The organism is uncultured Azonexus sp. (genome assembly GCF_937982035.1).
Classification (GTDB): domain Bacteria; phylum Pseudomonadota; class Gammaproteobacteria; order Burkholderiales; family Rhodocyclaceae; genus Azonexus.
Map to the genome: position 1 here is coordinate 39,287 of NZ_CALJNI010000019.1, position 24,588 is coordinate 63,874.

A 24,588-nucleotide genomic window follows, 5' to 3' on the forward strand; every position below is an offset into this window, starting at 1 on the left:
GGATTGCCGCTTCATCCGGGGTTTACAACAATGAAAAGAATAGACGATCTCCTGATCCGGGGCAGCGCACTGGTGGCGCTGATCCTCTGGGCATGGTCACTGACTGCCGGACCGCTGCCCGGTTACTGGTTCCTGCTGATTGCCGTCATGCTGCTCGCCGGCGGACTGCTGTCGATCCGCGAGCGCGAACGCTGGAAGGAAAGACAGAAGGGTTACGTCAACGAACTGACCGCGGTCATGTCGGAATATCACGTACTCTCCAACGAAGCCATGGCCCATGCCGAGTTGCAGTTTTCTTCGCTGGAAAAGGAAATGCACGAAGCTCAGGCACTGATCCGCAGTTCGGTCGACCGCCTGTCGGGCAGCCTGACCGGTCTCGAATCGCAATCGAACAACCAGCGCGAAATCCTCGGTTCGCTGATCAACGAAATGCTCAGCATGACCGGTTCGGATGACAGCCACGCCGCCGAACAGGCCGGGCTCAAGCGGTTCTTCGACGAAACCAATACGCTGATCGCCGAATTCGTCGGCAAGATGGATCAGTTGCGCAGCACCAGCCAGGGCGTCGCCGAAAGCTTCAACCAGATGCAGGACAAGGTCGGACGCATCACCAATACGCTCAACGACATTACCGGCATCACCAAGCAGACCGACCTGCTCGCGCTCAACGCCGCCATCGAAGCTGCCCGGGCCGGCGAAGCGGGCCGCGGCTTCGCCGTGGTCGCCGACGAGGTACGCACCCTGGCCGCACGTACCGGCGAATTCAACGTCGATATCCGCAACGCCCTGAACGACATTCTCGAATCGCTGCGCGACGTCGGCCAGCGGGTCGAGGCCGCCAGCCACATCGACCTGAGCATTGCCGACCGCTCGCGGGCCACGCTCAGCGAACTCGGCGCCGAACTGATGGAACTGACCGAAAAGGCGCGCCAGCATTCGAGCAACATCGCCAGCGTCACCGAACAGATGCGCGACCTGACGCAGGAAGGCGTCATGGCCATGCAGTTCGAGGACATCGTCACCCAGATGATCAACCGCATCGGCCAGCGCACCGACAACGTCGGCGAATACATGCACGCCTTCCTCAGCCTGCACAACGACCAGGACGAGAGCGACGGCATCCAGCGCTTCCGCAAGCGCAGCCAGCGACTGGTCGAACTGCTGGTCGATTCGCATGTGAAGAGCGACGCCTTGCGCAGTCGCACCCTCAGCGCCGGCAACAAGCAGGGCGACGGGGATATCGAACTGTTCTGACTTTCCCGATGAACCTGACCGATCTGCTCGAGAGCCTGGGTGAAAAAACCGTCATCACGCTGGCCGGACTGCTGATCGGCATCCTCTTCGGCATCTTTGCCCAGCGTTCGCGTTTCTGCCTGCGTTCGGCCGTGGTCGAATTCTGGCGACGCGAACCCGGCGGCAAACTGGTCATCTGGCTGCTCGCCTTCTCCGCCGCCGTCATCGTCACCCAGGGGTTCATCGTCGGCGGCTGGCTCGACGTCTCGCAAGCCCGCCAGCTCTCGGCCCGCGGCAGCATCTCCGGCGCCCTGGTCGGCGGGCTGCTGTTCGGCATCGGCATGATCCTCGCGCGCGGCTGCTCGTCGCGCATGCTGGTGCTGGCCGCCAACGGCAACCTGCGCGCCCTGCTCACCGGGCTGATTTTCGCCGTCACTGCCCAGGCTTCACTGAGCGGCATGCTGTCGCCACTGCGCCTGTGGATTTCCGGCTGGCTGACCATCGACGGCAGCGCCCGCGACCTGCTGGCTTTTGCCCATCTGGGTCACATCGGCGGCATCCTGTTCGGGCTGTTGTGGCTGGCCGCAGCCATCCATTTCGCCCGCAAAACGCGCCTGAGCCTGCGTGAATGGGGCGGCGGCATCGGCGTTGGCGTGATGGTGGCCATTGCCTGGCTGCTGACTTACCAGGTCGCCAGCCAATCCTTCGACGAGATCATGCCGGTGCAAAGCCTGAGTTTCACCGGCCCGTCGGCCGACGTGCTGATGCTGGTGCTGTCGGCGCCGGGGCAGCCCTGGGATTTCGACATCGGCCTGGTGCCCGGCGTGGTCCTGGGCTCCTTCCTGGCGGCACTGTGGGGGCGCGAACTGAAGCTCGAAGGCTTCAAGGATGGGCACAGCATGCGCCGCTACATCGCCGGGGCGCTGTGCATGGGTTTCGGCGGCATGCTGGCCGGCGGCTGCGCCGTCGGCGCCGGGGTGTCCGGCGCGGCGGTGTTCGCGCTGACCGCCTGGATTTCGCTGATCGGAATGTGGGCGGGCGCCGGCCTGGCCGACGCTATGGTCGACCGGCCGGCGCGCTGAGCGCTTACTGCGCGGCCGGCTTGCGCCAACCCAGAACGGTATAAACCAGGATCGCCGTACCGGCCAGACCCAGGCCGAAAACCAGCGCAATCAGGAACCAGTCGGCCGGACCGCCGGCATCGGTAAAGCCCGACGACGAGACCTTGGCCATCAGCACCAGCGCGAGCACGCCGCCGACCAGGCCGGCCAGTTCGGCCCGCACCAGGCGCCGCGAGTTGATGGTCCTCTCCTTGAGCAACAAGGCGATGAAGGCGGCCGTACCGACGACGATGACCAGCAGCATCACCCACAGCAAGGGACCGAGCATTTCCTGGAAAACGGCCAGGAAGACCAGCGGATCGAGTTCTTTCATCTTTGCATTCCTCCAGAAATCAGGCGCGGCCGCGCAACATGCTGATATAGGTCGGCTTCAGCGCCATGGTCTTCATCACCCAGCTGATCCACAACTCCTCCAGCGGCGCGATCACGCCGGGGAAGGACGGCGTCAGGTTGTCCTTGTAGTCGAACTCGATCAGCATCGCCTGACCCAGGCGGGTGATCAGCGGGCACGAGGTGTAGCCGTTGTAATGGGCTTCCGATTCCTTGCCGGCGATGCTCGCCACCAGATGATCGACCGCCACCGGCACCTGCCACTTGACGCTGGCCGCCGTCTTGCCCTTGGGCACCCCGGCCACGTCGCCGACAGCGAACACGTTGTCGTAACGGGCATGCCGCAGATTGTGCTTGTCCACCTCGATCCAGCCATCCTTGGCCCAGCCGCCTTCCTGCCACGGCAACGGACTGTTGCGCACCGAATCCGGCGCCCGCATCGGCGGAATGACGTTGATGAAGTCGTATTGCTGCTCGACCGGCCCGACCGGCGTCTTGAACACGGCCAGTTTCTTGCCGATATCGATCGACTCCAGCACGCGCTCGTAATTGACCTTGACCCCACGCTCGCCGAACAGCATGCGGACCTTCTCGTGCACGATGGGCACGCTGAACAAGGCCTTGTTGTTGGCGTTGTAGATCAGCTCGGCCTTGCCGCGATTGCCACGACGGCGCAAATGATCGTCGGTAATGAAGGTGTATTTCAACGGTGCGCCGGCGCACTTCATTTCGGTTCCCGGACGCAGGAAGACACCAACGCCACCGGTATCGGCGAAGTTCGACATGGCCCGCCAGGTCGCCTCGGCCTTGGCCGGGCTGTGGTAGATGCTGCCCAGGCCGTTGTTACCGATCTGCTCGACCTCCATACCGGGAATGGCTGCGTAATCGAGCTTCAAGCCAGTAGCGACGATCAGGAAATCGTAGGCATGGACGGCACCGCTTTCGGTCACCACCTTGTTCCCTTCCGGATCGAACTCGGCCACCCGCTCCTCGACCAGTTCGACACCGCCCGGCACGTACTCCCGGGTGGTCGACACCACATACGGCGACGCCTTGATGCCGGCGGCAACCAGCGTGAATCCCGGCTGGTAGAAATGTTCCTTGCGGGCATCGATCAGGGTGATCTTCGCACCATCGAGCTTCGCCGCGAGTTGCGAAGCCGCCGCCAGGCCGGCTGCACCGGCGCCGGCAATGACGATGCGCGCCGAAGACTTGATCCTCGGGGCCGCGCCGGCGTTGCCGGGCGCCAGCAACAACGAGCCGGCGCCGGCAGCACCGAGCATCAGGAACGAACGTCGATCCAGGGGTTTCTGGCCGACATCCTCAATCGCTTTCGCGAGTGCGTCCTTGTACATATCTTCTCCTTCCCTGATTGGGCGAAGCACCGCCCGTTAGCAAATCACAAGATTAGAATGTTCTTATTTTATTCTCCAAGAAAAGCGGCATGGCGACAAATCCAGTTTCGGCCGCCTGCCGCTTTGTCTTACGCCCGCAGATCAGCGGGGGAAATACATCCGGGCCTTCTCCAGACGATAGCTCCACGGCAGGTCGGCATTCTTCCAGCCATTGACCACACGCTGCCCCTTCTTCGGACCATCGCCGGCGCGATCGCCCTCGAATCCCTCGGGAACGCTGTACACCTTGGTGAAACCCGCCGCCTGCAGGCGATCGGCTGCTCTGGAACTGCGGTCGCCGGAGCGGCACAGCAGGATCACCGGTGCATCCTTGCCCAAACCGAGTTCGGCCATGCGGCGCTCGATTTCAGGAACGAAGTCCTGGTTCGGTTCAAGCCTGTACATCGTCCGCTTCTCGTCCCAGTCGCTCATGATTTCCTGATGTTCGACAAACGGCACCAGCGCGTCGACCGTGCTCGCCATGCCGACATACATCGCTTCGGCGCGGGTACGCACATCGAACAGGGCAACGCCCTTGGGATTGGCCGACTTCATGTCGTGCGCCTGCTTCGGCGTCAGGTAAAGGGCAAGCTTGGTCACCTTGATTTCCGGCAGGGTCGACCAGTTCGTGCTGCCCGGCGCCCAATCGGCGGCGGATGCATTGACGGAAAAAGCCAGCGCCAGGCCGGCCAGGGCGAATTTCATCGATTTCATCAGGCAATCCCCGGATTGTTTTCGGCGCCGACCAGCTTCGGCATGTTCAGTTCGACCGGCTTCAGCGTCTTGACGTCGCGCAGGTAACGGGCGACCAGTTCCCAGATCGGTTCGCCGGCATTCTTGGCCTCTTCCGAGACCGGCGCCCAGCCGGCGACCTTGTAGGTCTTGGCCGGATCGATCAACTGGCCGCGCAGCATCATGTTGCTGATGCGCTGGCCGGCCTTGGCGGTCGGGTTGCAGGTGTACTGCAGGCCACCGACGCGGACCATGTCGCCGCCCTGCTGATAGTAGGGATCGGGATTGAACAGGTTGTCGCAGACGTCCTCGAGCACGGTCTTGATCATCTCGCCGCTCATGTTGGTCACTGTCGTCCACGGGTAGGTGATCGCCGTCTGGTCGAGCACGTGCTCCATCAGGATCGGCTGCCCCGGCAGCAGCGAGGTGCCCCAGCGGAAACCGGGCGAAAAGGCGATTTCGGCATCCTTTTCCTTGATCAGCGCATCGACGATGACCTGGTCGAAAGTGCCGTTGAAGTTGCCGCGGCGGTACAGCGTGCCTTCGGTCACCGCCAGTTGCTCGTTGAGCTTGCCCAGGTAAGGGGCGCGGACCTTGTCGATCAAGGCCTGCATCGCCTTGTCGGCGGGCAGCAGGTTGGCGAAGACCGGCAGCAGCTTGTAACGGTAACCGGCGATCTTGCCGTTCTTCACGTCGAAGTCGAGCACGCCGAGGTACTTGCCGTTGGAACCGGCGTTGGTGACCAGCGTCTGGCCGCCGGCATTCTTGACCACCACCGGCGCGGGCATGCCGTCGTGGGTGTGACCGCCCATGATGGCGTCGATGCCGCGCACGCGCGAGGCCATCTTGAGGTCGACGTCCATGCCGTTGTGCGACAGCACGACGACGACCTGGGCGCCCTTGGCGCGGGCTTCGTCGACGACTGCCTGCATGTTCTCTTCCTGGATGCCGTAGCTCCAGTTCGGCACCTGCCAGCGCGGGTTGGCGATCGGCGTGTAGGGGAAGGCCTGGCCGACGATGGCGACCGGCACACCGTTCATGTTCTTGATCACGTAGGGCTTGAACACCGGATCGCCGAAATCGGCTGTCTTGACGTTCTGGGCGACGATGTCGACGACGCCTGCAAAGTCCTTTTCCTCGATTTCCTTGACCCGCGCCTCGCCGTAAGTGGCTTCCCAGTGCAGGGTCATGACATTGACGCCGAGCGCCTTGCAGGCATCGACCATGTCCTGGGCATTGGTCCACAGCGCGGTGCCGGAACCCTGCCAGGTGTCGCCGCCGTCGAGCAGCAGCGCCCCCGGGTTGCGCGCCTTCATGCGCTTGACCAGGGTCGCCAGGTGCGCGAAGCCGCCGACCTTGCCGTAGGTCTCGGCGGCTTTCTCGAAATTCAGATAGGTGTAGGCATGCGCCTCGATGGTGTTCGGCTTGAAGCCGAAGTGCTTGAGCAGACGGTCGCCGACCAGGTGCGGGACCTTGCCGAACTGCTCGCCGAAGCCGAGGTTGACGCTCGGTTCGCGGAAATAGATGGGGTTCAACTGGGCATGGCAGTCGGTGATGTGCAGCAGGCTGACGTTGCCGAACTTCGGCAGGTCGTACAACTTGGCAGCCCCCTTCTCGGCCATTGCAAACTCGCTGTGCAGCGACATGCCACCGGCAGCCGCAACCGCCAGCACCTGAAGAAATTCACGACGATTCATGCTCATGTGTGTTTCCCAAAAAAACCCGGCGCGGGGCAAACCCGGCCGGGAAAGTCACGCAAGGTTATTTTTTGTTGACCGGCGAGTTCGGATCGAACAGGAAGGCCATCAAATGCTTGATTTGCTGCTCGGTGAGGATTTCCGCATCGCCGTTGCGCGGCATGTTGCTGCAGGCGTTGTAAGCCTTGGCGTTGTAGATCTTGCCCCAGGTGTACTTGACGATGTCCTCGGAACTGCCGCGCACCTTGCCGTACTCCAGCAGGCTGGGACCGATGGTGCCGTAGGACACTTCGTGATGACTCATCTGGTGACAGTTGTAGCAACCGCCGCCGTTGTTGTCCGGAGTCTTGTCGGTCCAGGTCAAGCCACGACCGCTGACGGCGATCTTCTCGCCCTCCTTCCAGTCGCCGAAATACTTGCCGTCGGCCGGGTAGCGGATGGTCTTCATCTGCTCGGCTTCGATCCGGTCCATCACCGCCTTCGGCGGCTGCTTTTCCTGCGAGCATTCCTTCTGGAAATCCAGCTGGTACATGCGATGCTTGGCGGCAATGCCGGTCGTCTTGAAGGAGCGATCCATCATCGCCTTGAACTCGGCATAGGTTTCCCCCTGGTCGGCCCAGGCGCCCGGCAGGGCGAGCAGCAATACTGCCAGTGTGCTGATCTTCTTCATGTTCGCCTCCTTAGCGCTTGATACCGGGGGTCATGACCTTGCCGCCATTGGCCGTCGCAGCCAGATAGACGGACAGGGCGATGGTCACGTCGGAACCGTAGATCGGCTCGGCCGTGCGCTGCTGCCGGTAGCAGTCGTTGAGACGATGCTGCATGGTCCAGAACTGACCGTTCGATACCCGGTAGGCCGGCCAGCTTCCCCAGCCGGCGGCGGCACCTTCCTGGGTACGCAGATCAGGCAGTTCCTGCATGCGGATGCGTTTACCCTGGTCGCCGTGGCAGGTCGCACAGGAGAAGTCCATGGGACCGGCACGGTGGTAGAAAGCCAGCTTGCCGAGTTCGTACATCTTCTTCATCTGCGGCGGGCGCATGTCGATCTTGATCTTCTGGCCGTTCGATTCGGTCACGATGTAAGCAACCAGCGCCGCCATCTTCTCCTTTTCGCCCTTCAGCCAGCCGGCATTGACCACAGCCTTGGAGTCCAGCCCCTGCAAGGTTTCCATGCAGGTCATCAGGCGCGTCTCGAGATCCTGGACCTTGCCGGTATCCTTGAAGTAGCGCGGCAACTGGGCGGATGCGCCCTTCACCACGCCCGGCCCGAGGCCGAGGTCGCATTTTTCCAGTGAGGCGCTTTTTGGACCGCGCGGGGTTTTCCAGAGCTCTTCGCCTTCGGCGGCGACCAGTTCGGACGGATTGCCGTCGGCCAGTGCCTCACGATAGGCATTGATGCCTTCGAGCAGATCGTCGCTGGCTGCGGCGAGCAACGGTGCGCCCGCCAGCCCGACGGCCAGCGCAGCGACAAGATATTTCTGTCGGATTACCATGAACTCCTCCGTTCACTATGTGTGTTTTGCCGGTCACTGGTCTGTCGCCGTTTGACCGGGATGCAGACGGACAGCCGGCCACCCCCGACCGTCCGCCAGGCATTGCGACATCAGGCGATGGCAGCCTCGTCGGTGCGCGACTCGCCCTTGTTGTCCTTCCAGCTGATGGCAATCTTGTCGCCGGCCGCGCCGCCCTTGAAACGGAAGGCCAGATAGGGGTTCTTCGAGACCGCGGTACCGAACTCGGAAACCAGGACCGGCTTGCCGTTGTGCGTGGCGGTCAGTTCGGTGATGAACCAGGCCGGAATCACGGCGCCGTTCGCGTCCTTGCGCTGGCCGGTTTCCATTTCGTGCGCGATCAGCGCCTTGACTTCAGTGACGCCGTCCTTGACGGAGGCGCGAATACGCATGGGTTTCGTAGACATGTTTATCTCCTTGAATGCCTGTTGATCCGATCAGCCGCCGCAGCCGCCGAGGGTGACCTTGATTTCCTTGGTCGCCATGTAGAACTTGTCGCCGGCCTTGACCAGCGCGTAGACGTTCGAGGTCTGGCCCATCTTGACCCGGGTCTGCACGTTGGCTTCGGTCCCTGCCGGGAGCATGAAGCTGGCCGCCAGGGCATTCGGGTTCTTGTCGATCAGGATCGCGACCATGGTCGTGCCGGCGATCTTGGAATCGACACCGACCGGCACCACGGCACCGTTTTCGGCGATATCCGGGCCGGTGACCTGAACATCGCTGCTGTCGGCCGGCTGCACGGCGCCGAGCGCCTTCAGCGTATCGGCCATGCTCTTGGCTTCGAAGGCAGCCTTGTTCCAGGCGGCCAGGGCGACATTCGGGATCATGCCGGCAGCGGCCAGCGCGCCGAGAACGGCGGCACCGGTACCGGTCTTGAGTACATTACGACGTTGATTGTTCATGACTTCTCCTCTCGTTGAATTGGGGATCAATGCCCGGACTTGTGCGCCGGACCATCCACGGTGCGAACACCGCGGACAGGACCGAACGTACGGTTCTGCTCTTCCAGATTGCCGTGTGCCGTACGGGCGTAACCCGGCAGCACCGACCCTACCTTGACTTCCTTCTTGCAGTTCTTCATGCACGCCACGTTGGTCACATCCGGCTTGCCGCCATTGCCGATACCGCCCTTGGCTGCCGGCGCGCCCGGCCACATGCCGTGGTCGGTAGTCATGCCGTAGCGGTTGGGCATCAACTTCTGGACCTCGGCGATGTTCTGGTCGGACAGCACGAAGTTGTCCGGAACGATTTCCGCCAGGTTCAGGAAGTAGGCGAGGATGGCGTACACCTCGTCCGGCTTCAGCGACTTGGGCTCGGTCCAGGGCATGGCGCGGTAGATGTAGTCCCACAGCGTGGAAATGGTCGACACCTTGGTGAAGGTGGTGCGCTGCGGAATGCTGTCGGTCAGGAAACCACCGACCCGGCCGTTCTTGATGTCGTCCTTGGTGGTACCGCCGATCAGCGGGGTGAACACCTCGTTCGACTCGCCGAAGCTGCCGTGACAGGAGGCGCACTTTTCCTCGAACAGATCGTTGCCGACCTGGACGTTACCCGATCCCTTGGGCAGCCCCTTGAAATCGGGGCGGACGTCGATATCCCAGGCCTTGACCTCGGCCGGCGTGGCCTGACGACCGATACCCTTGTAGCTGTCAAAGGCAAAAGCGCTGCTGGCGATGGCCGCCGTGGCCAGAACGAGAATGGACTTAGAGAACCTGGACATTGCTGATCTCCCCGCTTTGCTCGACCTTCCAGGTCTGGATGGCATTGTTGTGATAGATCGACTTCGAGCCGCGCACCGCGCGCAACTGGCCGTAGGTCGGCTGAACGTAACCGGTTTCGTCGATGGCGCGCGACTGCAGCATGGCTTCCTTGCCGTCCCACACCCAGTTGATGTTGAAACGGGTCAAGGCCTTGTTCTGGACCGGACCTTCGATGCGCGCCTGCTGCCAGTTGATGCCGCCGTCGAAGGAAACATCGACGCGGGTGATCTTGCCGCGACCCGACCAGGCGATGCCGCTGACGTTGTAGAAGCCCTTCTCCAGCAGACGCTGACCGCCGGACGGCGTGGTGATGACCGACTTGCACTCCTGGATCGACGTGTACTGACGGTGCATCCCGTCCGGCATCAGGTCGATGTAATGCACTGCCTCGTCCTTGGTCGCGTACGGCTTGTCACCGACTTCGATGCGGCGCAGCCACTTGACCCAGGACACGCCCTGCACGCCCGGCACCACCAGGCGCAGCGGGTAGCCGTTTTCCGGCCGCAGCATTTCGCCGTTCATGCCGTAGGCGACGAACACTTCGCCGTTCTCGACCATTTCCATCGGGATGGTACGGGTCATCGACGAACCGTCGGCGCCCTCGGCCAGCACATAACGGGCCTTCTTGTAATCGACGCCGCAATCTTCCAGCAGCAGCTTGAGCGGCACGCCGGTGAATTCCGAGCAGGACAGCATGCCGTGCGTGTATTGCACCGTCGGCACGGCGACGTTACCCCATTCGAGACCGGTATTGGCGCCGCACTCGATGAAGTGGATGCGCGACACCGACGGCAGGCGCATCAGGTCGTCCATGGTGTAGACCTTGGGCTTTTTCAGGAAAGCCGGATCGGAACCGTTGATCATCAGACGATGCACGGACGGATCGACATCGACCCAGCCCTGGTGATGGCGCTCGAAATGCAGGCCGGACGGCGTGATGATGCCGAACAAGCCCTGCAGCGGCGTAAACGACACCGAGGCCTGCGGCACGCGGGTCAGGCCCGGCGACTCGCGACGCAACAGCTGGCTCTCGTACTTCGACGGCTGCCCGTAGGGATTCATTGCCACCGGCATGCCCAGTTGCTTGCTCCAGTCCGGTAGATTCAGAATTGCCGGATCGCCCTCGGCGGCACGCGCTGCCAGCGGCGCGGCCATCGCGGCCCCCGCCGCCATGAAACTTTTGCGCAGGAAATTGCGACGTCCCGCGGCAACGGCCTTGACCTGATCTTCCGTCAGGAAATTTTCCGGTGCGCGTTGCAGGCGCCCCGGTTGTTTTGCTAAATCACCCATAGAGATTTCTCCCCTCCGCTCGATTGACTTCAAGTACTGCAACGCTCGGTCTTTATCCCCAGGTGTTCGCCAATGTCACGGCTGGCTACCGTGATGCTGACGGTCCTGCAGATATCGACAAAATTCGGATCGATGACGCGGTAGAACACGGAATTCCCGTCACGCCGACGCGCCACCACACCGGCGCGATAAAGGATGTTCAGGTGCCGCGAGATATTGGCCTGCGTCAGGCCGACCTGGTCGACCACCTCATGAACGGGACGCTCCTCGCCGCAAAGGCTGGAGAGGATGCGCAGACGCGTCGGATCAGCCAGAAGACTGAAGTAGTGCGCCACCTGTTCGAATACTTGGCTAGTCTCGTCCATGTCGTTTTATTGATCTAAGTCAACGGCAATGTATAACTGAGTATTTATATAGTCAACAACTAATATTGTTGCAACGCAGCATGTAATTATTCGAAAACTGCTATACCCTCTCGGTCACGCGGACGCCAAAACATCCAAAAATCCGGGCGTCCACGCTCAAATCGACAATACCCAGAGGAAGGAGAAGTCTCGATGAAACGACTCACCGCAATCGCCGCCGTCTGCCTGCTGGCTTCGGCCGGTGCACATGCCGCCGATCCCAATCTCGCCCGCAACCTGGCCGCCACCTGCGCCAATTGCCACGGCACCAACGGCAAGGCCGTCCCCGGCGCCGGCATGGATTCGCTGGCCGGCGAAAGCAAGGCCAAGCTGCTGCAGAAACTGGCCGATTTCAAGAGCGGCGACAAACCCGCCTCGATCATGCATCAGATCACCAAGGGCTACACCGACGAGCAACTTAGCCTGATCGCCGACTACTACGCAGCGCAGAAATAAGGGGGAAATGAAAATGATGCTGATGAAACGACGTGACTTCCTCAAAGCCGGTGCCGCCGCAGGCGCCATGGCATCCCTGTATGGCTGCGCTGCCGGCAACAAGGCCGGCGGACACGTGGTTGTCGTCGGTGGCGGCTTTGGCGGCGCCACCGTGGCCAAGTACCTGCGCATGTGGAGCGAAGGCTCCGTCCAGGTCACCCTGATTGAACGCAATCCGGCCTTCGTCTCCTGCCCGATCTCCAACCTGGTGATCGCCGGCACGAAGTCGATGGAAGACATCACGGTCAGCTACGACAACCTGAAGAGCAAATGGGGCGTCCGTGTGCTCCAGGACGACGTGCTCGCCATCGACACCGCCAAGCGTTCGGTCAAGCTGGCCAAGGGCGGCGACCTGAGCTACGACCGCGTCGTTCTGTCGCCGGGCATCGACTTCATGTTCGACCAGATCCCCGGCCTGAACAACGCCGCCGCCCAGGAAAAGATCATGCACGCCTGGAAGGCCGGCCCGCAGACCGTCACCCTGCGCCAGCAGCTCGAAGCCATGAAGGACGGCGGCACCTTCGCCATCGCCATTCCCAAGGCACCGTACCGCTGCCCGCCGGGACCGTACGAGCGCGCCTGCGTGGTCGCCGACTACTTCAAGAAGAGCAAGCCCAAGTCCAAGGTCGTCATCCTCGACGCCAACGAGGACGTGCAATCCAAGAAGGGCCTGTTCGTCAAGGCCTGGAACGACTTGTACAAGGGCGTGATCGAGTACCGTCCGAACAGTGAAGTCAAGGACGTCGAGGTGGCCAGCAACACCGCCATCCTCGAATTCGACAAGTTCAAGGCCGACGTGCTCAACATCATCCCGCCGCACCGCGCCGGCAACATCGCCGCACAATCGGGCATCAAGCTGATCAACAATCGCTGGGTCGATGTCGACTGGCTGTCGATGGAATCCACCAGCACGCCGGGCGTGCATGTCATCGGCGACGCCATCTTCCCGGCGCCGACCATGCCCAAGTCCGGTCACATGGCCAACCAGCACGGCAAGCTGACGGCCGCTGCAATCATCAACCTGCTCGCCGGCCAGGCGCCGAACCCGACGCCGGTGGTGATGAACACCTGCTACAGCTTCGTCGATGCCAAGAACGCCATCCACGTCGCCTCGATCCACCAGTACGACGCTGCCACCAAGCTGGTGCAGCCGGTCAAGGGCGCCGGTGGCGTCTCCGCCGCCCGCAACGAACTGGAAGGCAAGGCCGCGATGGGCTGGGCGAAGAACATCTGGGCCGACATGCTGGCCTGATCGCTGCGCAACAATGAAAAAGGCCACCCGAACGGGTGGCCTTTTTTTTCTGCCGCTCGTGAAAATCAGTCGAGCGTGGCGATGTAGGCCGCGACCGCGTGCGTTTCCAGTTCCGACAACTTGGAGGCCACGGTGTGCATGACCGCATTGTCGTTGGTCCGCTCGCGAGTATTGAACAGCTTGATCTGATCTTCGGTGTAGCGCGGATGCTGGCCGGCCAGACGCGGCAGCTGCGGCGTGCCGTGCCCCTTGACGCCATGACAGCTGGCGCAGCTGGGCAGACCGGTGAATTGGTTGCCGCGATGGAAGATGAACTTGCCGACCGCCACCAGTTCGGCATCCTTGACCTCGCGCCCCGGGACCTGCTTGGCCTCGAAGTAACGACCGATCGCCTTCATTTCGGCGGGCGTCAGGTCCTCGGACTGCGGCTGCATGGTATCGCTCTTGCGCTTGCCCGACTTGAACTCGGCCAACTGCTTGGCGGTGTACTCCCAGTGCTGCCCTGCCAGGCGCGGGAAGACGGCGCTGGCAGCCTCGCCCTCCATGCCGTGGCACAGGAAGCAGCGGCCGGACACGATTTCCTCCGCGCGCGCCATGTCGTCAGCCTGTACCGGTGCGACAACAGCCGCCGCCAGGGCAAAGCCAGCAAAAAACTTGTTCATGATCCCCCCGTTTTCTCGCTTCAAAAGTAGATCATTAAATCGTAATTTGCTTACATCCGCCTTTCAAGCCCCTCATGCGTGCCCGGTACTGCCGAAGCCACCCTCGCCGCGATCGCTGCTGGCGAAATCGTCGACGACATTGAAAGCCACCTGCAGCACCGGCACGATGACCAGTTGCGCAATCCGCTCCAACGGGGAAATGGTGAAGGCGGCCGAACTACGGTTCCAGACCGAAACCATCAATTGCCCCTGGTAATCGCTGTCGATCAGGCCGACCAGGTTGCCGAGCACGATCCCGTGCTTGTGACCGAGGCCGGAACGCGGCAGGATCATCGCCGCCAATCCGGGATCGGCCAGGTGAATGGCCATGCCGGTCGGCACCAGAACGGTTTGCCCGGGCAACAGTTCGAGCGGCGCGTCGAGGGAGGCGCGCAGATCGAGGCCGGCGGAACCCGGCGTCGCGTAATGCGGCGGATTGTCGTTGAGGCGGGAGTCGAGAATCTTGACGTCGATACGGTGCATCAGTTGGGTCCTGTCAGTTTGGCAATGTGGTCAACAAGCTGCGCGGCCAGCGCCGATTTGCTGGCCGGCGTCAGCGGGTGGCTGCCCTGGTCGTCGAACAGGACCAGCCGATTATCGTCACCGCCGAAGCCGTCCTGGATCAGGTTACCGACGATCAACGGAACGTTCTTTTTGCGCCGCTTGGCCTGCGCATAGGCTTCCAGATTCTGGCTCTCGGCGGCGAAACCGACGCAGAACGGCCCGTCGGCCAGCGCGGCAACCTCGGCCAGGATATCCGGGTTCTCGACCAGCTCGATGGCCGGCACTCCGCCGTGATCTTTTTTCAGTTTGTGCTCGGCGGCATTGGCCACGCGATAGTCGGCAACCGCCGCCACGGCAATGAAAATATCGGCCGAGGCCGCCCGCGCCATCACGGCGGCGTGCATGTCCAGAGCGCTGCGCACATCGATACGCTCAATCCCCTGCGGCGCCGCCAGGGCCACCGGACCGGAGACCAGCGTCACCTCGGCACCGGCCTGGCGCGCGGCGCGGGCGATGGCGTAACCCATGCGCCCGGACGACAGATTGGTGATGCCGCGGACCGGATCGATGGCTTCGAAAGTCGGCCCGGCGGTGATCAGCACCCGACGACCGGCCAGTCGCTTGGGCACGAAGAAATCGACGATGGCATCGAGCAGTTCCTCGGGCTCGAGCATCCGACCCGGCCCGGTCTCGCCGCAGGCCTGGACGCCACTGGCCGGCCCGACCATGCCGATGCCGTCGGCGACGAGCTGGGCGACATTGCGCTGCGTGGCCGGGTTCTCCCACATCTGGCGGTTCATCGCCGGCGCCAGCAGCAGCGGACAATCGCGTGCCAGCACCATGGTCGCCAGCAAGTCGTCGGCCATGCCGTTGGCGATGCGCGCCATGAAATCTGCCGAAGCCGGTGCGACCACGATCAGGTCGGCCTGCCGGGACAGGTCGATGTGCGCCATCGCATTCGGCATCCGCGCGTCCCACTGATCAACGTACACCGGCTTGCCGGACAAGGCCTGGAAAGTCGTCGGCGTCACGAAGCGGGTCGCGCCTTCGGTCATCGCCACCTGAACTTCGGCGCCCTGCTTGACCAGCAGGCGGAGCAGTTCGGCCGCCTTGTAGGCAGCAATGCCGCCGGTCACACCGAGCACGATGCGCTTGCCATTCAATTCCATAGTCATATTCGCTAAAATGATCGCTGCCACATTCTACTGGAGTCGGGCTCATGGCGATCACAGACTGGCCACAACGGGAGCGCCCGCGCGAACGGCTGCTGGCCGGCGGCCCACAGGCGCTGTCGGACGCCGAACTCCTGGCCATCTACCTGCGCGTCGGCGTCCGCGGAAAAAGCGCGGTCGACCTGGCCCGCGACCTGCTCCACCGACACGACGGCAAACTCGGCCGCCTGGTCAGCGCGTCAATCAAGGAACTCGCCTGCGTTCCCGGCATCGGCATCGCCAAGGCCGCCCAGTTGCAAGCCAGTTTTGAACTGGCGCGCCGGGCGCTGAACGAGGAAATGGAAGAGCGCGACAACTTCACCTCGCCCGGCGCCGTCCGCGACTGGTTGCGCCTGAAACTTGCGCACAGCCAGCAGGAAATGTTCATGGCCCTGTGGCTCGATGCCCAGAACCGCTTGCTGCACAGTGAGGTATTGTTTACCGGAACGCTTACGCAGACCTCGGTTTACCCCCGCGAAGTCGTCAAACAGGCGCTGGCCCGCAACGCCGCCGCAGTGATCCTGGCGCACAATCACCCGTCGGGCGTTGCCGAACCTTCGGCTGCCGACGAAATGCTCACCCGCACCCTGCGTGAAGCGCTGACCCTTGTCGACGTCAGGCTACTCGACCATTTCATCGTTGCCGGCAACGCCCGGCCGCTCTCATTTGCCGAGCGCGGTTTACTCTAGCCAACGAAAAAACACTTGATCCATAAAGATGTTCCGGATAAAATCGCGGGCTTTCTTCTAGCAAATTCTGGAGCACCATCATGGCGCGAGTCTGCCAAGTAACGGGTAAAGGCCCGATGGTTGGGAACAACGTTTCCCACGCCAATAACAAAACGAAGCGCCGCTTCCTGCCGAATCTGCAGTATCGTCGCTTCTGGGTCGAAAGCGAGAACCGCTTTGTTCGCCTGCGCGTTTCCAACGCCGGTCTGCGTCTGATCGACAAGAAGGGCATTGATGCCATCCTGACCGATCTCCGCGCCCGCGGCGAAATCTAATCGAGAGGAACTGAAAAATGGCTAGCAAAGGCGGTCGCGAAAAGATCAAGCTGGAATCCACTGCAGGTACCGGTCACTTCTATACCACTTCCAAGAACAAGCGCACGACGCCTGAAAAACTGGAATTCATGAAGTACGACCCGAAGGCCCGCAAGCATGTGGCCTACAAGGAAGTGAAGCTGAAGTAAGCACTTCACGCTCGACAAAAAACCCGCCGCTGGCGGGTTTTTGTTTTTCTACGCCTCGATCAACGCCCCGGATGTTTCATCAGGAGCAGCACATAGACGATCACGCCGGCGAAGAAAAAGACCGACCAGTTGGCCATCGACAGGCCGAGAAACACCCACTCCTTGCTGGTACAGAAACCGGTGGCAAGAAACAGCGACGGCCACTGCATGCCCAGCATGTCCACCAGGCGCTCGATCAGGTTGGGGTCGGTGAAGCTGCATTCGGGTGCCAGGTCGGGAAAGGCCTGCATCCAGCTTTGATAAGCGGCAACACCCAGCCCCAGCAACGCCAGCAGGGCGATGGCGCCCAGCCAGAACAGACCGGCCACCGGCATCATCAGCCCGAGCAGGGCGAGCACGCCGATCAGCAGGTAGAGCAGGCGCTGGAAGATGCAGTAGGGACAAGGCGCCAGGCTCAACATGGTCTGCAGCTGCAGGCCGGCAAAAGCCACGCCGATGCAGCCCGCCCCCAACGCCCCGAACCAGGCCCGCAACGGATAGCAAGCGACACATTTGCTCAGCAAACGGAACATCAAAACTCTCCAAAAGTGACAATTAACACAACAATTCGCAAAACATCTTGCAAAAACCGCACATCCGCCGGCAGAATGTTACAAAAAGCCTTCAGGCAACCACTTTCATAGCGGAGACAAGTTTTGCCAACTCCTTCTCACCCGTCTGAGAACCAGCGTCTGCTCGCCCTGCTCGCGGCGAGCAATACGGCACGCCATCAGACCGGCGACGAAACCGCGATGCTACAGCAGCAATGCCGCCTGCTGGTGGAAACCGGCGGCTTTCGCAGCGCCAGCCTGGACATCCAGCCACGGAGCATCGACAAGCCCGGCAAGGCCAAACTGCAACGGGCGGCCAGTTACCCACCGGACGCACCGGCGGCAAAAGCAAAAGCCGCCGGCCTCAAGCTGACCTGGAAGGATGCACACCAGGGCAAAGGCGAACTGTACGTCGAATCTGCCAGCGGCAATTTTACTGCCGAAGAGCGCCTGGCCCTCCAGATCATCGCCGACAGCATCGGCGAGACCCTGCTCCAGATTCGCCAGGACGAGGCCAACCAGCAGATGGAATCGCGCCTGCGCCAGCTCTCCCGGGCCATGGAATCGAGCCTCAACGGCGTCATGATCACCTCGTCGACCCAGCTCGACCACCCCATCGTTTACGTCAACCCGGCCTTTGAACGCATCACCGGCTACAGCGCCGAAGAAGTGATCGGCCAGAGCGGCCGCTTCCTGGTCCGCGACGATTTCAACCAGCGCGGCCTCGGCACCATCCGCGAAGCCCTGCGTTGCCGGCGCGAAGCCCACGCCATCCTGCGCAATTACCGCAAGGATGGCTCGCTGTTCTGGAACGAGTTGTTCATCGCCCCGGTTCGCGACGAGAGCGGCAGCATGACCACGCATTTCGTCAGCATCCTCAACGACGTCAGCGAGCGGATCAGCTACGAGCAGCAACTGGAATTCCACGCCAATCACGATGCGCTGACCGGACTGGCCAACCGCAACCTGCTCAATGACCGCATTGCCCAGGCGCTCGCCCAGGCGCGGGCTGACGGGCTGATGGTCGGCGTGCTGCTGCTCGACCTCGACCGTTTCAAGCTGATCAACGACGGCTTCGGCCACTCGCCGGCCAACGAACTGCTGAAATCGGTCGCCCACCGGCTGAACCAGAGCGTGCGCGACACCGATACCGTTGCCCGCCTGGGCGGCGACGAGTTCGTCGTCGTCATCGGTCGCCTGCAGTCGGCCGACGATCTGTCCATCGTCGCCGGCAAGATCCTGCGCTCGCTGAACCAGCCCTTCATCATGGAAGGCAAGGAGATCTTCGTCACTGCCTCGGTCGGTGCCGCACTCTACCCGCGCGACGGCGATCACGGCGAAATCCTTCTGCGCAACGCCGACGTGGCCATGTACCGGGTCAAGGAGCACGGCCGCAACAACTACCGTTTCTACGCGCCGGAAATGACGCACATGGCAATCGATCGCCTGGACATGGAAGGCAACCTGCGCCGGGCGCTCGAACGCGACGAACTGCAGGTTTACTACCAGCCGCTGGTCGACCTGCGCAGCGGCAACATTGTTGGCGCCGAGGCACTGGTGCGCTGGCAGCATCCGCGCATCGGCATGATCCAGCCCGGCGAATTCGTTCCGCTGGCCGAAGATACCGGCCTGATCATCCCGCTCGGCCAACTGGTGCTGCGCCAGGTGTGTACAGACATTCTCGACTGGCAGACAGCCGGCCTGCCCCCGGTGAAGATTTCGATCAACCTCTCGGCCCGCCAGTTCCGCCAGGACGACCTGTCCGCCACCATCCGCAACGTTCTCGACGAAACCGGGGTCGATGGCGGTCGCCTGGCCTTCGAGCTGACCGAAAGCATGGTCATGCACGACGTCGAAAACACCCTGGTCACCTTGCGTGAACTGAAAAAGCTGGGTGCGACGATTTCACTCGACGATTTCGGCACCGGTTACTCCAGCCTGTCCTATCTGAAGCGCTTCCCCATCGACACGCTGAAGATCGACCGCAGTTTCGTGCGCGACATCCACCAGGACAAGGACGATGCGGCCATCGCCCACGCGGTCATCGCCATGGCCCATAAACTGGGCATCAAGGTCATTGCCGAGGGCGTCGAAACCCGCGACCAGCTCAAGCTGCTCAGCGAATTCAGTTGCGACGAAATCCAGGGCTACCTGTTCAGCCGCCCGGTCCCGGTTGGCGAATTCAGCCTGATGCTCGGCAAGAAACGCAGCTTGGGCGATCTCGACAAAACATGAAGCAGAAACTGGACTACCGGCACGTAGACCGTGGCGAACTCGCCGACTACCTGGCCCAGCGCGACATCCTGTCCGCCGAAGCCATGGACGGCAGCCATGTCTATCGTTGCCGGGACCAGCAGAGCGAAACGCTGGTCGTCGCCCTGCCCGGCGGCGATGCGCTGATCGTCAGCGTGCCGCCGGCACTACCAGTGGACCGTCGCCGCCGGGGTGGTTAAACTTGCGCGCATGACTACGCGCATCCTGCTCGTCGAAGACGATGAACGCCTGGCTGAGCTGACAGCCGAATACCTCTCCCGCAACGACCTCGATGTCGCCATCGAGGCCCGCGGCGATGTTGCCGAAACCCGGATACTGGCCGAGCAGCCGGATCTGGTGATTCTTGACGTGATGCTGCCCGGCAAGGACGGCTTCGAGGTCTGCCGCGCCGTGCGCCAGCAGTACCGTGGCGTGATCCTGATGCTGACGGCACGCGATGAGGATTTCGACCAGATTCTCGGTCTCGAACTCGGTGCCGACGACTACATCGCCAAACCGGTACAACCCCGCGTCCTGCTCGCCCGCATCAAGGCCCTGCTGCGTCGCCTGCCGACGCCCGGCGACACCGATACCGGCGACAGTCAGGTGTTCGGCCAGTTCCGCATCAGCCAGGCCACCCGCACCGCCACACTGAACGGTCAGAGCATCGACCTGACCACCGCCGAATTCGATCTGCTCTGGCTGCTCGCCTCGCACGCCGGCAACGTCCTGTCCCGCGACGACCTGCTGCAGGAGCTGCGCGGCATCGGTTTCGACGGCCTCGACCGCTCCATCGACGCGCGCATTTCCCGCCTGCGCAAGAAGCTGAACGACGACCCGGAAAACCCGACCCGCATCAAGACCGTCCGCGGTAAAGGCTACCTGTTCAGCAAACATGACTGGAACTGAGCCGGATACGCCGGACAACGCGCCCCCCGGGCGCCAGGGCCTGGCCCGATCGCTGTTCCGGGGCAGCCTGCCGCGCTGGCGCGGCGGACGCTACAGCCTGTCCAAGCTGTTCCTCAACTTCTATCTGCTGGCGATGGGCTCCTTCGTCGCCATTGCCTTCACCGCCGACTTCATCATCTCGACCGCGCAGCAGGGCATTACCGACGATTATGCCCGGCGCTTCATGCGCGGCACGATCACCCTGATCGAAGACGAACTGTTTCGCCACCCGCGCCGGCAATGGGAGCGCCGGATCGAGGAAATCGACGGCAAGTTCTCCTACAAACTCGGCATCGTCGAGCGGCGCACGCTCGATACGCGCCTGACCAGCGCCCAGGTCGCCAAACTGGATGCCGGCGATATCGCCATCGCCCACGACCACGACGTGATGTATCACCGCCTAGGCAACACCAGCAAGGTGCTGGTGGTTGGGCCTTTGTCGGCCAGCCGCAACCCCGAGGAAAGCACCGGCCTGCCGCTGGATCTCCGCCTGCGCCTGCTGACCTGGAGCCTGATCGGGGTGATCTTCGCCATCGCCTTGTGGTTCTGGGTACGTCCGGTCTGGCGCGACCTGGAAACCCTGCGCCAGAGCGCCCGGGATTTCGGTGACGGCAATTTCGATATCGGCAGCACGGTCGTTCAGACCCAGCTTTTCTCACCGCTGGCCGACACGCTGAACAGCATGGCCGAACGCGTGCGCCAGTTGCTGGCTACACACCGCGAACTCTCCTGCGGCATTTCCCACGAATTGCGCACCCCCATCGCACGAATGCGCTTTGCCCTGGAAATGCTCTCGGAAACCGATGACATCGACGAACGCCGGCGCCTGTGGGCGATGATGGAGGCCGACCTCGACGAACTCGATCAATTGATCGATACCAGCCTGACTTATGCCCGTTTCGAACGGGAAGCGCCGGAAGCCCACTTCTCCAGCGTCCGCTTCGCCGAATGGCTGGCCGACGAAGTCGATTCCGTTCGCCTGCTCGGCCGGCAACTCCAGGTCACCGTCGATACCGCTGCCCTGCCCGACAACCTGCACATTGACCTCGACCGCAAGGCCATGCCCTACGCCCTGCGCAACCTGCTGCGCAACGCCTTCAAGTACGCCAGCCGGGAGATCCGGGTCAGCGCAGAAATGCTCGGCGAGCGCATCGCCATCCACGTCGACGACGACGGCATCGGCATCCCCGAGGAAGAACGGGAGCACATCTTTTCTGCCTTCACCCGCCTTGACCGCTCGCGCGACCGTTCGACCGGCGGTTACGGACTGGGGCTGGCCATTGCCCGCCGCGTCCTCGAACTGCATGGCGGCACCGCCTTCGCCAGCAGCAGCCCGCTGGGTGGCGCACGCTTCACGCTAACCTGGCAGGCCCATCAGTAGGCGCGGTTACAGTTCGTCATTGATCAAGCGAGCAAGGTTACCGGTCCGCCACCGAGGCGCAACAGTCGCTACGCATCGCCTTCCTTAGAATGCATTCATGTCTTCAGCGCATGAGCAAACCAAGGAAAAAATGATGATCGAGAACAATATCCGCGAATTTCTGGCTGCCGCCCGCGCCTACCTGCTTGGCCTGGTTCCCAACACACCGGCAAGCGGGGTACAACTGGCAACCATCCCCGTCCGTCGGCAGTAATGGCCCTGCCCGACGACCTGCCGATCAGTGAAAGCCTGGCCGTATTCTTCGGCGTTGCCGGCTTTCAGTGGCTGGTTTCGGGCCAAGCCGGGCTGATCGACGCAATCGTTCCGGCGCTACTGTTCGGTGCCAGCGTCTTCGTCTTCCGTCGCTGGCGCGAGCGCAACCGATCCGAGGACGAATCCTGAATGCCTCCCTCGAACACCCCCGGTTCGAGACTTCGTTCCCGCCCTTGAGGCGGGATTTTTTTTAGCAGCGCTCCAGCCAGAACAGCGCCGTGATGGTTTTGGCATCGGTGATCCGGCCGTCGAATACGGCCTGTCGCGCTTCTTCCGGCGACAGCTCGACCACTTCGAGGAATTCGTTGTCGTCGAGTTGCTGGCATCCCTCGCCCTGCAGATCGCGGGCGACGAAGATCTCGATGCGCTCGTCCGAATAACCGATGCAGGGATGCATGACCCCCAGGTGCTCCCATTGGCTGGCCAGGTAGCCGGTTTCCTCGAGCAATTCGCGGCGCGCCGTTTCGGCCAGCACTTCGCCGGGATCGATCTTGCCGGCGGGCAATTCGAGGAACACCTGGCGTAAGGGATAGCGGAACTGGCGCTCGAACAGCAGCTTGCCGTTGGGCAGGAAAGCCAGGATCACCACGGCGCCGGGATGATGGATGTATTCGCGCACCGAGGTCGCACCATTGGGCAGGCGCACCGTGTCCTTGCGCACCTTGAGCAGGGAACCTTCGAAGACGCTTTCGGAACTCAATTCGGATTCGATCAGATGCGTATCGGACATGTTCAACTTCCCCAAAAGGAAAACGCCCCGACTGGCGGGGCGTCTGTCTGTGGCTAGCGGGTCACAGCGAGCGCAGCAAGGCGTAAGCGCACAGCGACATGATCATCTGCGGAAACAGACCGAGCACCGCCACCGCGAGACCGTTCGCGGAGATCAGGATGCGCATGTCGAGACCGGCCGAGATCGGCGTTTCGTCCACCGGTGCATCGAAATACATCAGCTTGACCACGCGCAGGTAGTAGAAGGCGCCGATCAGCGAGAACAGCACGGCAACGACCGCCAGCCAGATGTAACCGCCGGCGACAACCGCCTGCAGCACCGAGAATTTGGCGAAGAAACCGACGAAGAAGGGCACGCCGGCCATCGAGAACATGATCATCAGCATGATCGCGGCAAACCACGGGCTACGCTTGTTCAGCCCCTTGTAGTCGTCGAGCTCGTCGGCTTCGAAACCGGCCCGCGCCATCAGCAGGATCATGCCGAAAGCGGCCGTCGTGGTCAGCACATAGACGATCACGTAGAACATCGCCGAGCTGTAGGCATTCAGGGCGTAGCGGGGGTCGCCGCCGACGACGCCGGTAACGATGCCGAGCAGCATGAAGCCCATGTGCGAGATCGCGGAGTAGGCCAGCATGCGCTTGAGGTTGGTCTGGGCGATGGCGGCCAGGTTGCCCACGGCCATCGACAGCACCGACAGGATGATCAGCATGCCCTGCCAGTCTTCAGCCAGGGTGATCAGGCCGCTGACCATCAGACGCATGACGATGGCGAAGGCAGCGAGCTTGGGTGCGGAACCGATGAGCAGGGTCACCGGGGTCGGCGCGCCGTGATAGACGTCGGGAATCCACATGTGGAACGGAACGACGCCCAACTTGAAGGCCAGACCGGCGACCAGGAAGACCAGACCGAAGATCAGCACGGTACGGTTGCTCTCACCCTGATACAGGACTTCGGCCAGTTCGGTGATTTCCAGCGTGCCGGTGGCACCGTAGATCATCGACATGCCGTAGAGCAGCATGCCGGACGCCAGGGCGCCGAGGACGAAGTACTTCATCGCGGCCTCGGTCGAGGCCAGCGAATCGCGGTTCATCGCCACCATCGCATACAGCGACAGCGACAGCAGTTCGAGACCGACGTACAGGGTGACGAAATTGTTGGCCGAAATCATGACCAGCATGCCCAGCGTGGCAAACAGCGCCAGCACGTAGTACTCGCCCTTGTTCATTTCCGGGCGGTCGAACAGGTAACCGCGCGAGTAGAACATGACGACGATCATGGTCATGTACAGGAACAGCTTCAGCAGGTCGGCCATCATGTCGTCGACGAACATGTTGCTGAAGGTGTAGGTGACTTCGCCGCTGCTCGTGTAGATCTGGATCGCGGCCGCACCGAGCAGGGTCAGCTGGGTCAGCACGAAGGTCACGGTGCGACGGCTGTCCTTGACGAAGAGATCGATCATCAGGATGGCCATGGCCATCGTCGCCAGGAAGATTTCCGGAGCAGCCGGCAGGAGGTCGGGAATAACGAAATTGTCGAACATGTCGGCTA

At 62.3% G+C, this 24,588-nt stretch carries 30 protein-coding genes; 13 read left to right on the forward strand and 17 right to left on the reverse strand.

The features are described from left to right. Positions 1-30: 30 nt before the first annotated feature. Both Q0799_RS13130 and Q0799_RS13135 read left to right on the forward strand, forming a co-directional pair. Entirely contained in the window at positions 31-1,254 is a 1,224-nt protein-coding gene (locus Q0799_RS13130) for a methyl-accepting chemotaxis protein (protein ID WP_298399092.1), read from the forward strand. An 8-nt stretch (positions 1,255-1,262) separates the two neighbouring features. Continuing rightward, complete coding sequence (locus Q0799_RS13135; RefSeq protein ID WP_298399094.1) at positions 1,263-2,315, forward strand: YeeE/YedE family protein; 1,053 nt, start codon at positions 1,263-1,265, stop codon at positions 2,313-2,315. A gap of 4 nt (positions 2,316-2,319) precedes the next feature. On the opposite strand, the gene Q0799_RS13140 is transcribed toward Q0799_RS13135, so the two are convergent. The 11 genes from Q0799_RS13140 to Q0799_RS13190 form a co-directional block, all read right to left on the reverse strand. After that, the gene (locus Q0799_RS13140; protein WP_298399096.1) at positions 2,320-2,667 is read right to left on the reverse strand and encodes a DUF5368 domain-containing protein; all 348 of its coding nucleotides are present in this window, start codon (positions 2,665-2,667) and stop codon (positions 2,320-2,322) included. A 19-nt stretch (positions 2,668-2,686) separates the two neighbouring features. Further along, positions 2,687-4,039, reverse strand: a complete 1,353-nt coding sequence (locus tag Q0799_RS13145) for an FAD/NAD(P)-binding oxidoreductase (protein ID WP_298399099.1) — start codon at positions 4,037-4,039, stop codon at positions 2,687-2,689. Between the two features lie 141 nt (positions 4,040-4,180). Beyond that, positions 4,181-4,792 (reverse strand): rhodanese-like domain-containing protein, encoded by a 612-nt coding sequence (locus Q0799_RS13150; protein ID WP_298399101.1) that lies wholly within the window; start codon positions 4,790-4,792, stop codon positions 4,181-4,183. Continuing rightward, entirely contained in the window at positions 4,792-6,513 is a 1,722-nt protein-coding gene (gene soxB, locus Q0799_RS13155; protein WP_298399104.1) for a thiosulfohydrolase SoxB, read from the reverse strand. Before soxB ends, Q0799_RS13150 begins: the two co-directional genes overlap by 1 nt. A gap of 58 nt (positions 6,514-6,571) precedes the next feature. Continuing rightward, positions 6,572-7,177, reverse strand: coding sequence for a sulfur oxidation c-type cytochrome SoxX (gene soxX, locus Q0799_RS13160; RefSeq protein WP_298399106.1), 606 nt, complete (start codon positions 7,175-7,177; stop codon positions 6,572-6,574). Positions 7,178-7,187: 10 nt separating this feature from the next. Next, entirely contained in the window at positions 7,188-8,000 is an 813-nt protein-coding gene (gene soxA, locus Q0799_RS13165; RefSeq protein ID WP_298399108.1) for a sulfur oxidation c-type cytochrome SoxA, read from the reverse strand. A gap of 110 nt (positions 8,001-8,110) precedes the next feature. Continuing rightward, the gene (soxZ, locus tag Q0799_RS13170) at positions 8,111-8,425 is read right to left on the reverse strand and encodes a thiosulfate oxidation carrier complex protein SoxZ (RefSeq protein WP_245580512.1); all 315 of its coding nucleotides are present in this window, start codon (positions 8,423-8,425) and stop codon (positions 8,111-8,113) included. Positions 8,426-8,455: 30 nt separating this feature from the next. Further along, positions 8,456-8,920, reverse strand: coding sequence for a thiosulfate oxidation carrier protein SoxY (soxY, locus tag Q0799_RS13175; protein WP_028994610.1), 465 nt, complete (start codon positions 8,918-8,920; stop codon positions 8,456-8,458). A gap of 26 nt (positions 8,921-8,946) precedes the next feature. Further along, positions 8,947-9,738, reverse strand: coding sequence for a cytochrome c (locus tag Q0799_RS13180; RefSeq protein WP_157272454.1), 792 nt, complete (start codon positions 9,736-9,738; stop codon positions 8,947-8,949). Beyond that, a complete protein-coding gene (gene soxC, locus Q0799_RS13185; RefSeq protein ID WP_298399112.1) occupies positions 9,722-11,068 on the reverse strand; it encodes a sulfite dehydrogenase in 1,347 nt (448 codons plus the stop codon). The genes Q0799_RS13180 and soxC overlap by 17 nt, the downstream gene beginning before the upstream one ends. Positions 11,069-11,097: 29 nt before the next feature. After that, positions 11,098-11,433 carry a metalloregulator ArsR/SmtB family transcription factor gene (locus Q0799_RS13190; protein WP_298399114.1) on the reverse strand — a complete coding sequence of 112 codons (336 nt, stop codon included), beginning with the start codon at positions 11,431-11,433 and terminating at the stop codon, positions 11,098-11,100. A gap of 192 nt (positions 11,434-11,625) precedes the next feature. Between Q0799_RS13190 and Q0799_RS13195 the strand changes: the two genes are divergently transcribed. Then, positions 11,626-11,928 carry a c-type cytochrome gene (locus Q0799_RS13195; protein ID WP_298399116.1) on the forward strand — a complete coding sequence of 101 codons (303 nt, stop codon included), beginning with the start codon at positions 11,626-11,628 and terminating at the stop codon, positions 11,926-11,928. 13 nt (positions 11,929-11,941) lie between these two features. Next, positions 11,942-13,219, forward strand: a complete 1,278-nt coding sequence (locus Q0799_RS13200; protein WP_298399119.1) for an NAD(P)/FAD-dependent oxidoreductase — start codon at positions 11,942-11,944, stop codon at positions 13,217-13,219. 65 nt (positions 13,220-13,284) lie between these two features. On the opposite strand, the gene Q0799_RS13205 is transcribed toward Q0799_RS13200, so the two are convergent. From Q0799_RS13205 to coaBC, 3 genes are all read right to left on the reverse strand, one after another. Then, positions 13,285-13,881 (reverse strand): c-type cytochrome, encoded by a 597-nt coding sequence (locus Q0799_RS13205; protein WP_298399121.1) that lies wholly within the window; start codon positions 13,879-13,881, stop codon positions 13,285-13,287. A 72-nt stretch (positions 13,882-13,953) separates the two neighbouring features. Beyond that, complete coding sequence (dut, locus tag Q0799_RS13210; protein ID WP_298399123.1) at positions 13,954-14,403, reverse strand: dUTP diphosphatase; 450 nt, start codon at positions 14,401-14,403, stop codon at positions 13,954-13,956. Beyond that, the gene (coaBC, locus tag Q0799_RS13215) at positions 14,403-15,593 is read right to left on the reverse strand and encodes a bifunctional phosphopantothenoylcysteine decarboxylase/phosphopantothenate--cysteine ligase CoaBC (RefSeq protein ID WP_298399125.1); all 1,191 of its coding nucleotides are present in this window, start codon (positions 15,591-15,593) and stop codon (positions 14,403-14,405) included. The genes dut and coaBC overlap by 1 nt, the downstream gene beginning before the upstream one ends. A 50-nt stretch (positions 15,594-15,643) precedes the next feature. Here coaBC and radC point away from each other — a divergent pair, with 50 nt between their 5' ends. From radC to rpmG, 3 genes are all read left to right on the forward strand, one after another. Beyond that, entirely contained in the window at positions 15,644-16,324 is a 681-nt protein-coding gene (gene radC, locus Q0799_RS13220) for a DNA repair protein RadC (protein ID WP_298399128.1), read from the forward strand. Between the two features lie 80 nt (positions 16,325-16,404). After that, entirely contained in the window at positions 16,405-16,638 is a 234-nt protein-coding gene (rpmB, locus tag Q0799_RS13225; RefSeq protein WP_028994602.1) for a 50S ribosomal protein L28, read from the forward strand. A gap of 17 nt (positions 16,639-16,655) precedes the next feature. Continuing rightward, on the forward strand, positions 16,656-16,826 hold the full coding sequence (gene rpmG / locus Q0799_RS13230; protein ID WP_028994601.1) for a 50S ribosomal protein L33: 171 nt from the start codon (positions 16,656-16,658) through the stop codon (positions 16,824-16,826). 59 nt (positions 16,827-16,885) lie between these two features. On the opposite strand, the gene Q0799_RS13235 is transcribed toward rpmG, so the two are convergent. Beyond that, the gene (locus Q0799_RS13235) at positions 16,886-17,398 is read right to left on the reverse strand and encodes a disulfide bond formation protein B (protein WP_298399132.1); all 513 of its coding nucleotides are present in this window, start codon (positions 17,396-17,398) and stop codon (positions 16,886-16,888) included. A gap of 123 nt (positions 17,399-17,521) precedes the next feature. Here Q0799_RS13235 and Q0799_RS13240 point away from each other — a divergent pair, with 123 nt between their 5' ends. The 6 genes from Q0799_RS13240 to Q0799_RS13265 all read left to right on the forward strand — a co-directional run bounded on the left by Q0799_RS13240 (position 17,522) and on the right by Q0799_RS13265 (position 22,439). Then, the gene (locus tag Q0799_RS13240; protein WP_298399134.1) at positions 17,522-19,651 is read left to right on the forward strand and encodes an EAL domain-containing protein; all 2,130 of its coding nucleotides are present in this window, start codon (positions 17,522-17,524) and stop codon (positions 19,649-19,651) included. After that, positions 19,648-19,869 (forward strand): hypothetical protein, encoded by a 222-nt coding sequence (locus tag Q0799_RS13245; protein ID WP_298399137.1) that lies wholly within the window; start codon positions 19,648-19,650, stop codon positions 19,867-19,869. Before Q0799_RS13240 ends, Q0799_RS13245 begins: the two co-directional genes overlap by 4 nt. 10 nt (positions 19,870-19,879) lie before the next feature. Beyond that, entirely contained in the window at positions 19,880-20,578 is a 699-nt protein-coding gene (locus Q0799_RS13250; RefSeq protein WP_298399139.1) for a winged helix-turn-helix domain-containing protein, read from the forward strand. Beyond that, positions 20,565-21,998, forward strand: a complete 1,434-nt coding sequence (locus Q0799_RS13255) for an ATP-binding protein (RefSeq protein ID WP_298399141.1) — start codon at positions 20,565-20,567, stop codon at positions 21,996-21,998. Before Q0799_RS13250 ends, Q0799_RS13255 begins: the two co-directional genes overlap by 14 nt. Positions 21,999-22,095: 97 nt before the next feature. After that, positions 22,096-22,251: a hypothetical protein gene (locus Q0799_RS13260; RefSeq protein ID WP_298399143.1), complete on the forward strand. Its 156-nt coding sequence runs from the start codon at positions 22,096-22,098 to the stop codon at positions 22,249-22,251. Next, entirely contained in the window at positions 22,251-22,439 is a 189-nt protein-coding gene (locus tag Q0799_RS13265; RefSeq protein ID WP_298399145.1) for a hypothetical protein, read from the forward strand. The genes Q0799_RS13260 and Q0799_RS13265 overlap by 1 nt, the downstream gene beginning before the upstream one ends. Positions 22,440-22,500: 61 nt before the next feature. Here Q0799_RS13265 and Q0799_RS13270 read toward each other — a convergent pair whose 3' ends face one another. Both Q0799_RS13270 and nuoN read right to left on the reverse strand, forming a co-directional pair. Continuing rightward, on the reverse strand, positions 22,501-23,040 hold the full coding sequence (locus Q0799_RS13270) for an NUDIX hydrolase (RefSeq protein ID WP_298399147.1): 540 nt from the start codon (positions 23,038-23,040) through the stop codon (positions 22,501-22,503). Positions 23,041-23,101: 61 nt separating this feature from the next. After that, positions 23,102-24,580, reverse strand: a complete 1,479-nt coding sequence (gene nuoN / locus Q0799_RS13275) for an NADH-quinone oxidoreductase subunit NuoN (RefSeq protein ID WP_298399151.1) — start codon at positions 24,578-24,580, stop codon at positions 23,102-23,104. Positions 24,581-24,588 lie beyond the last annotated feature (8 nt).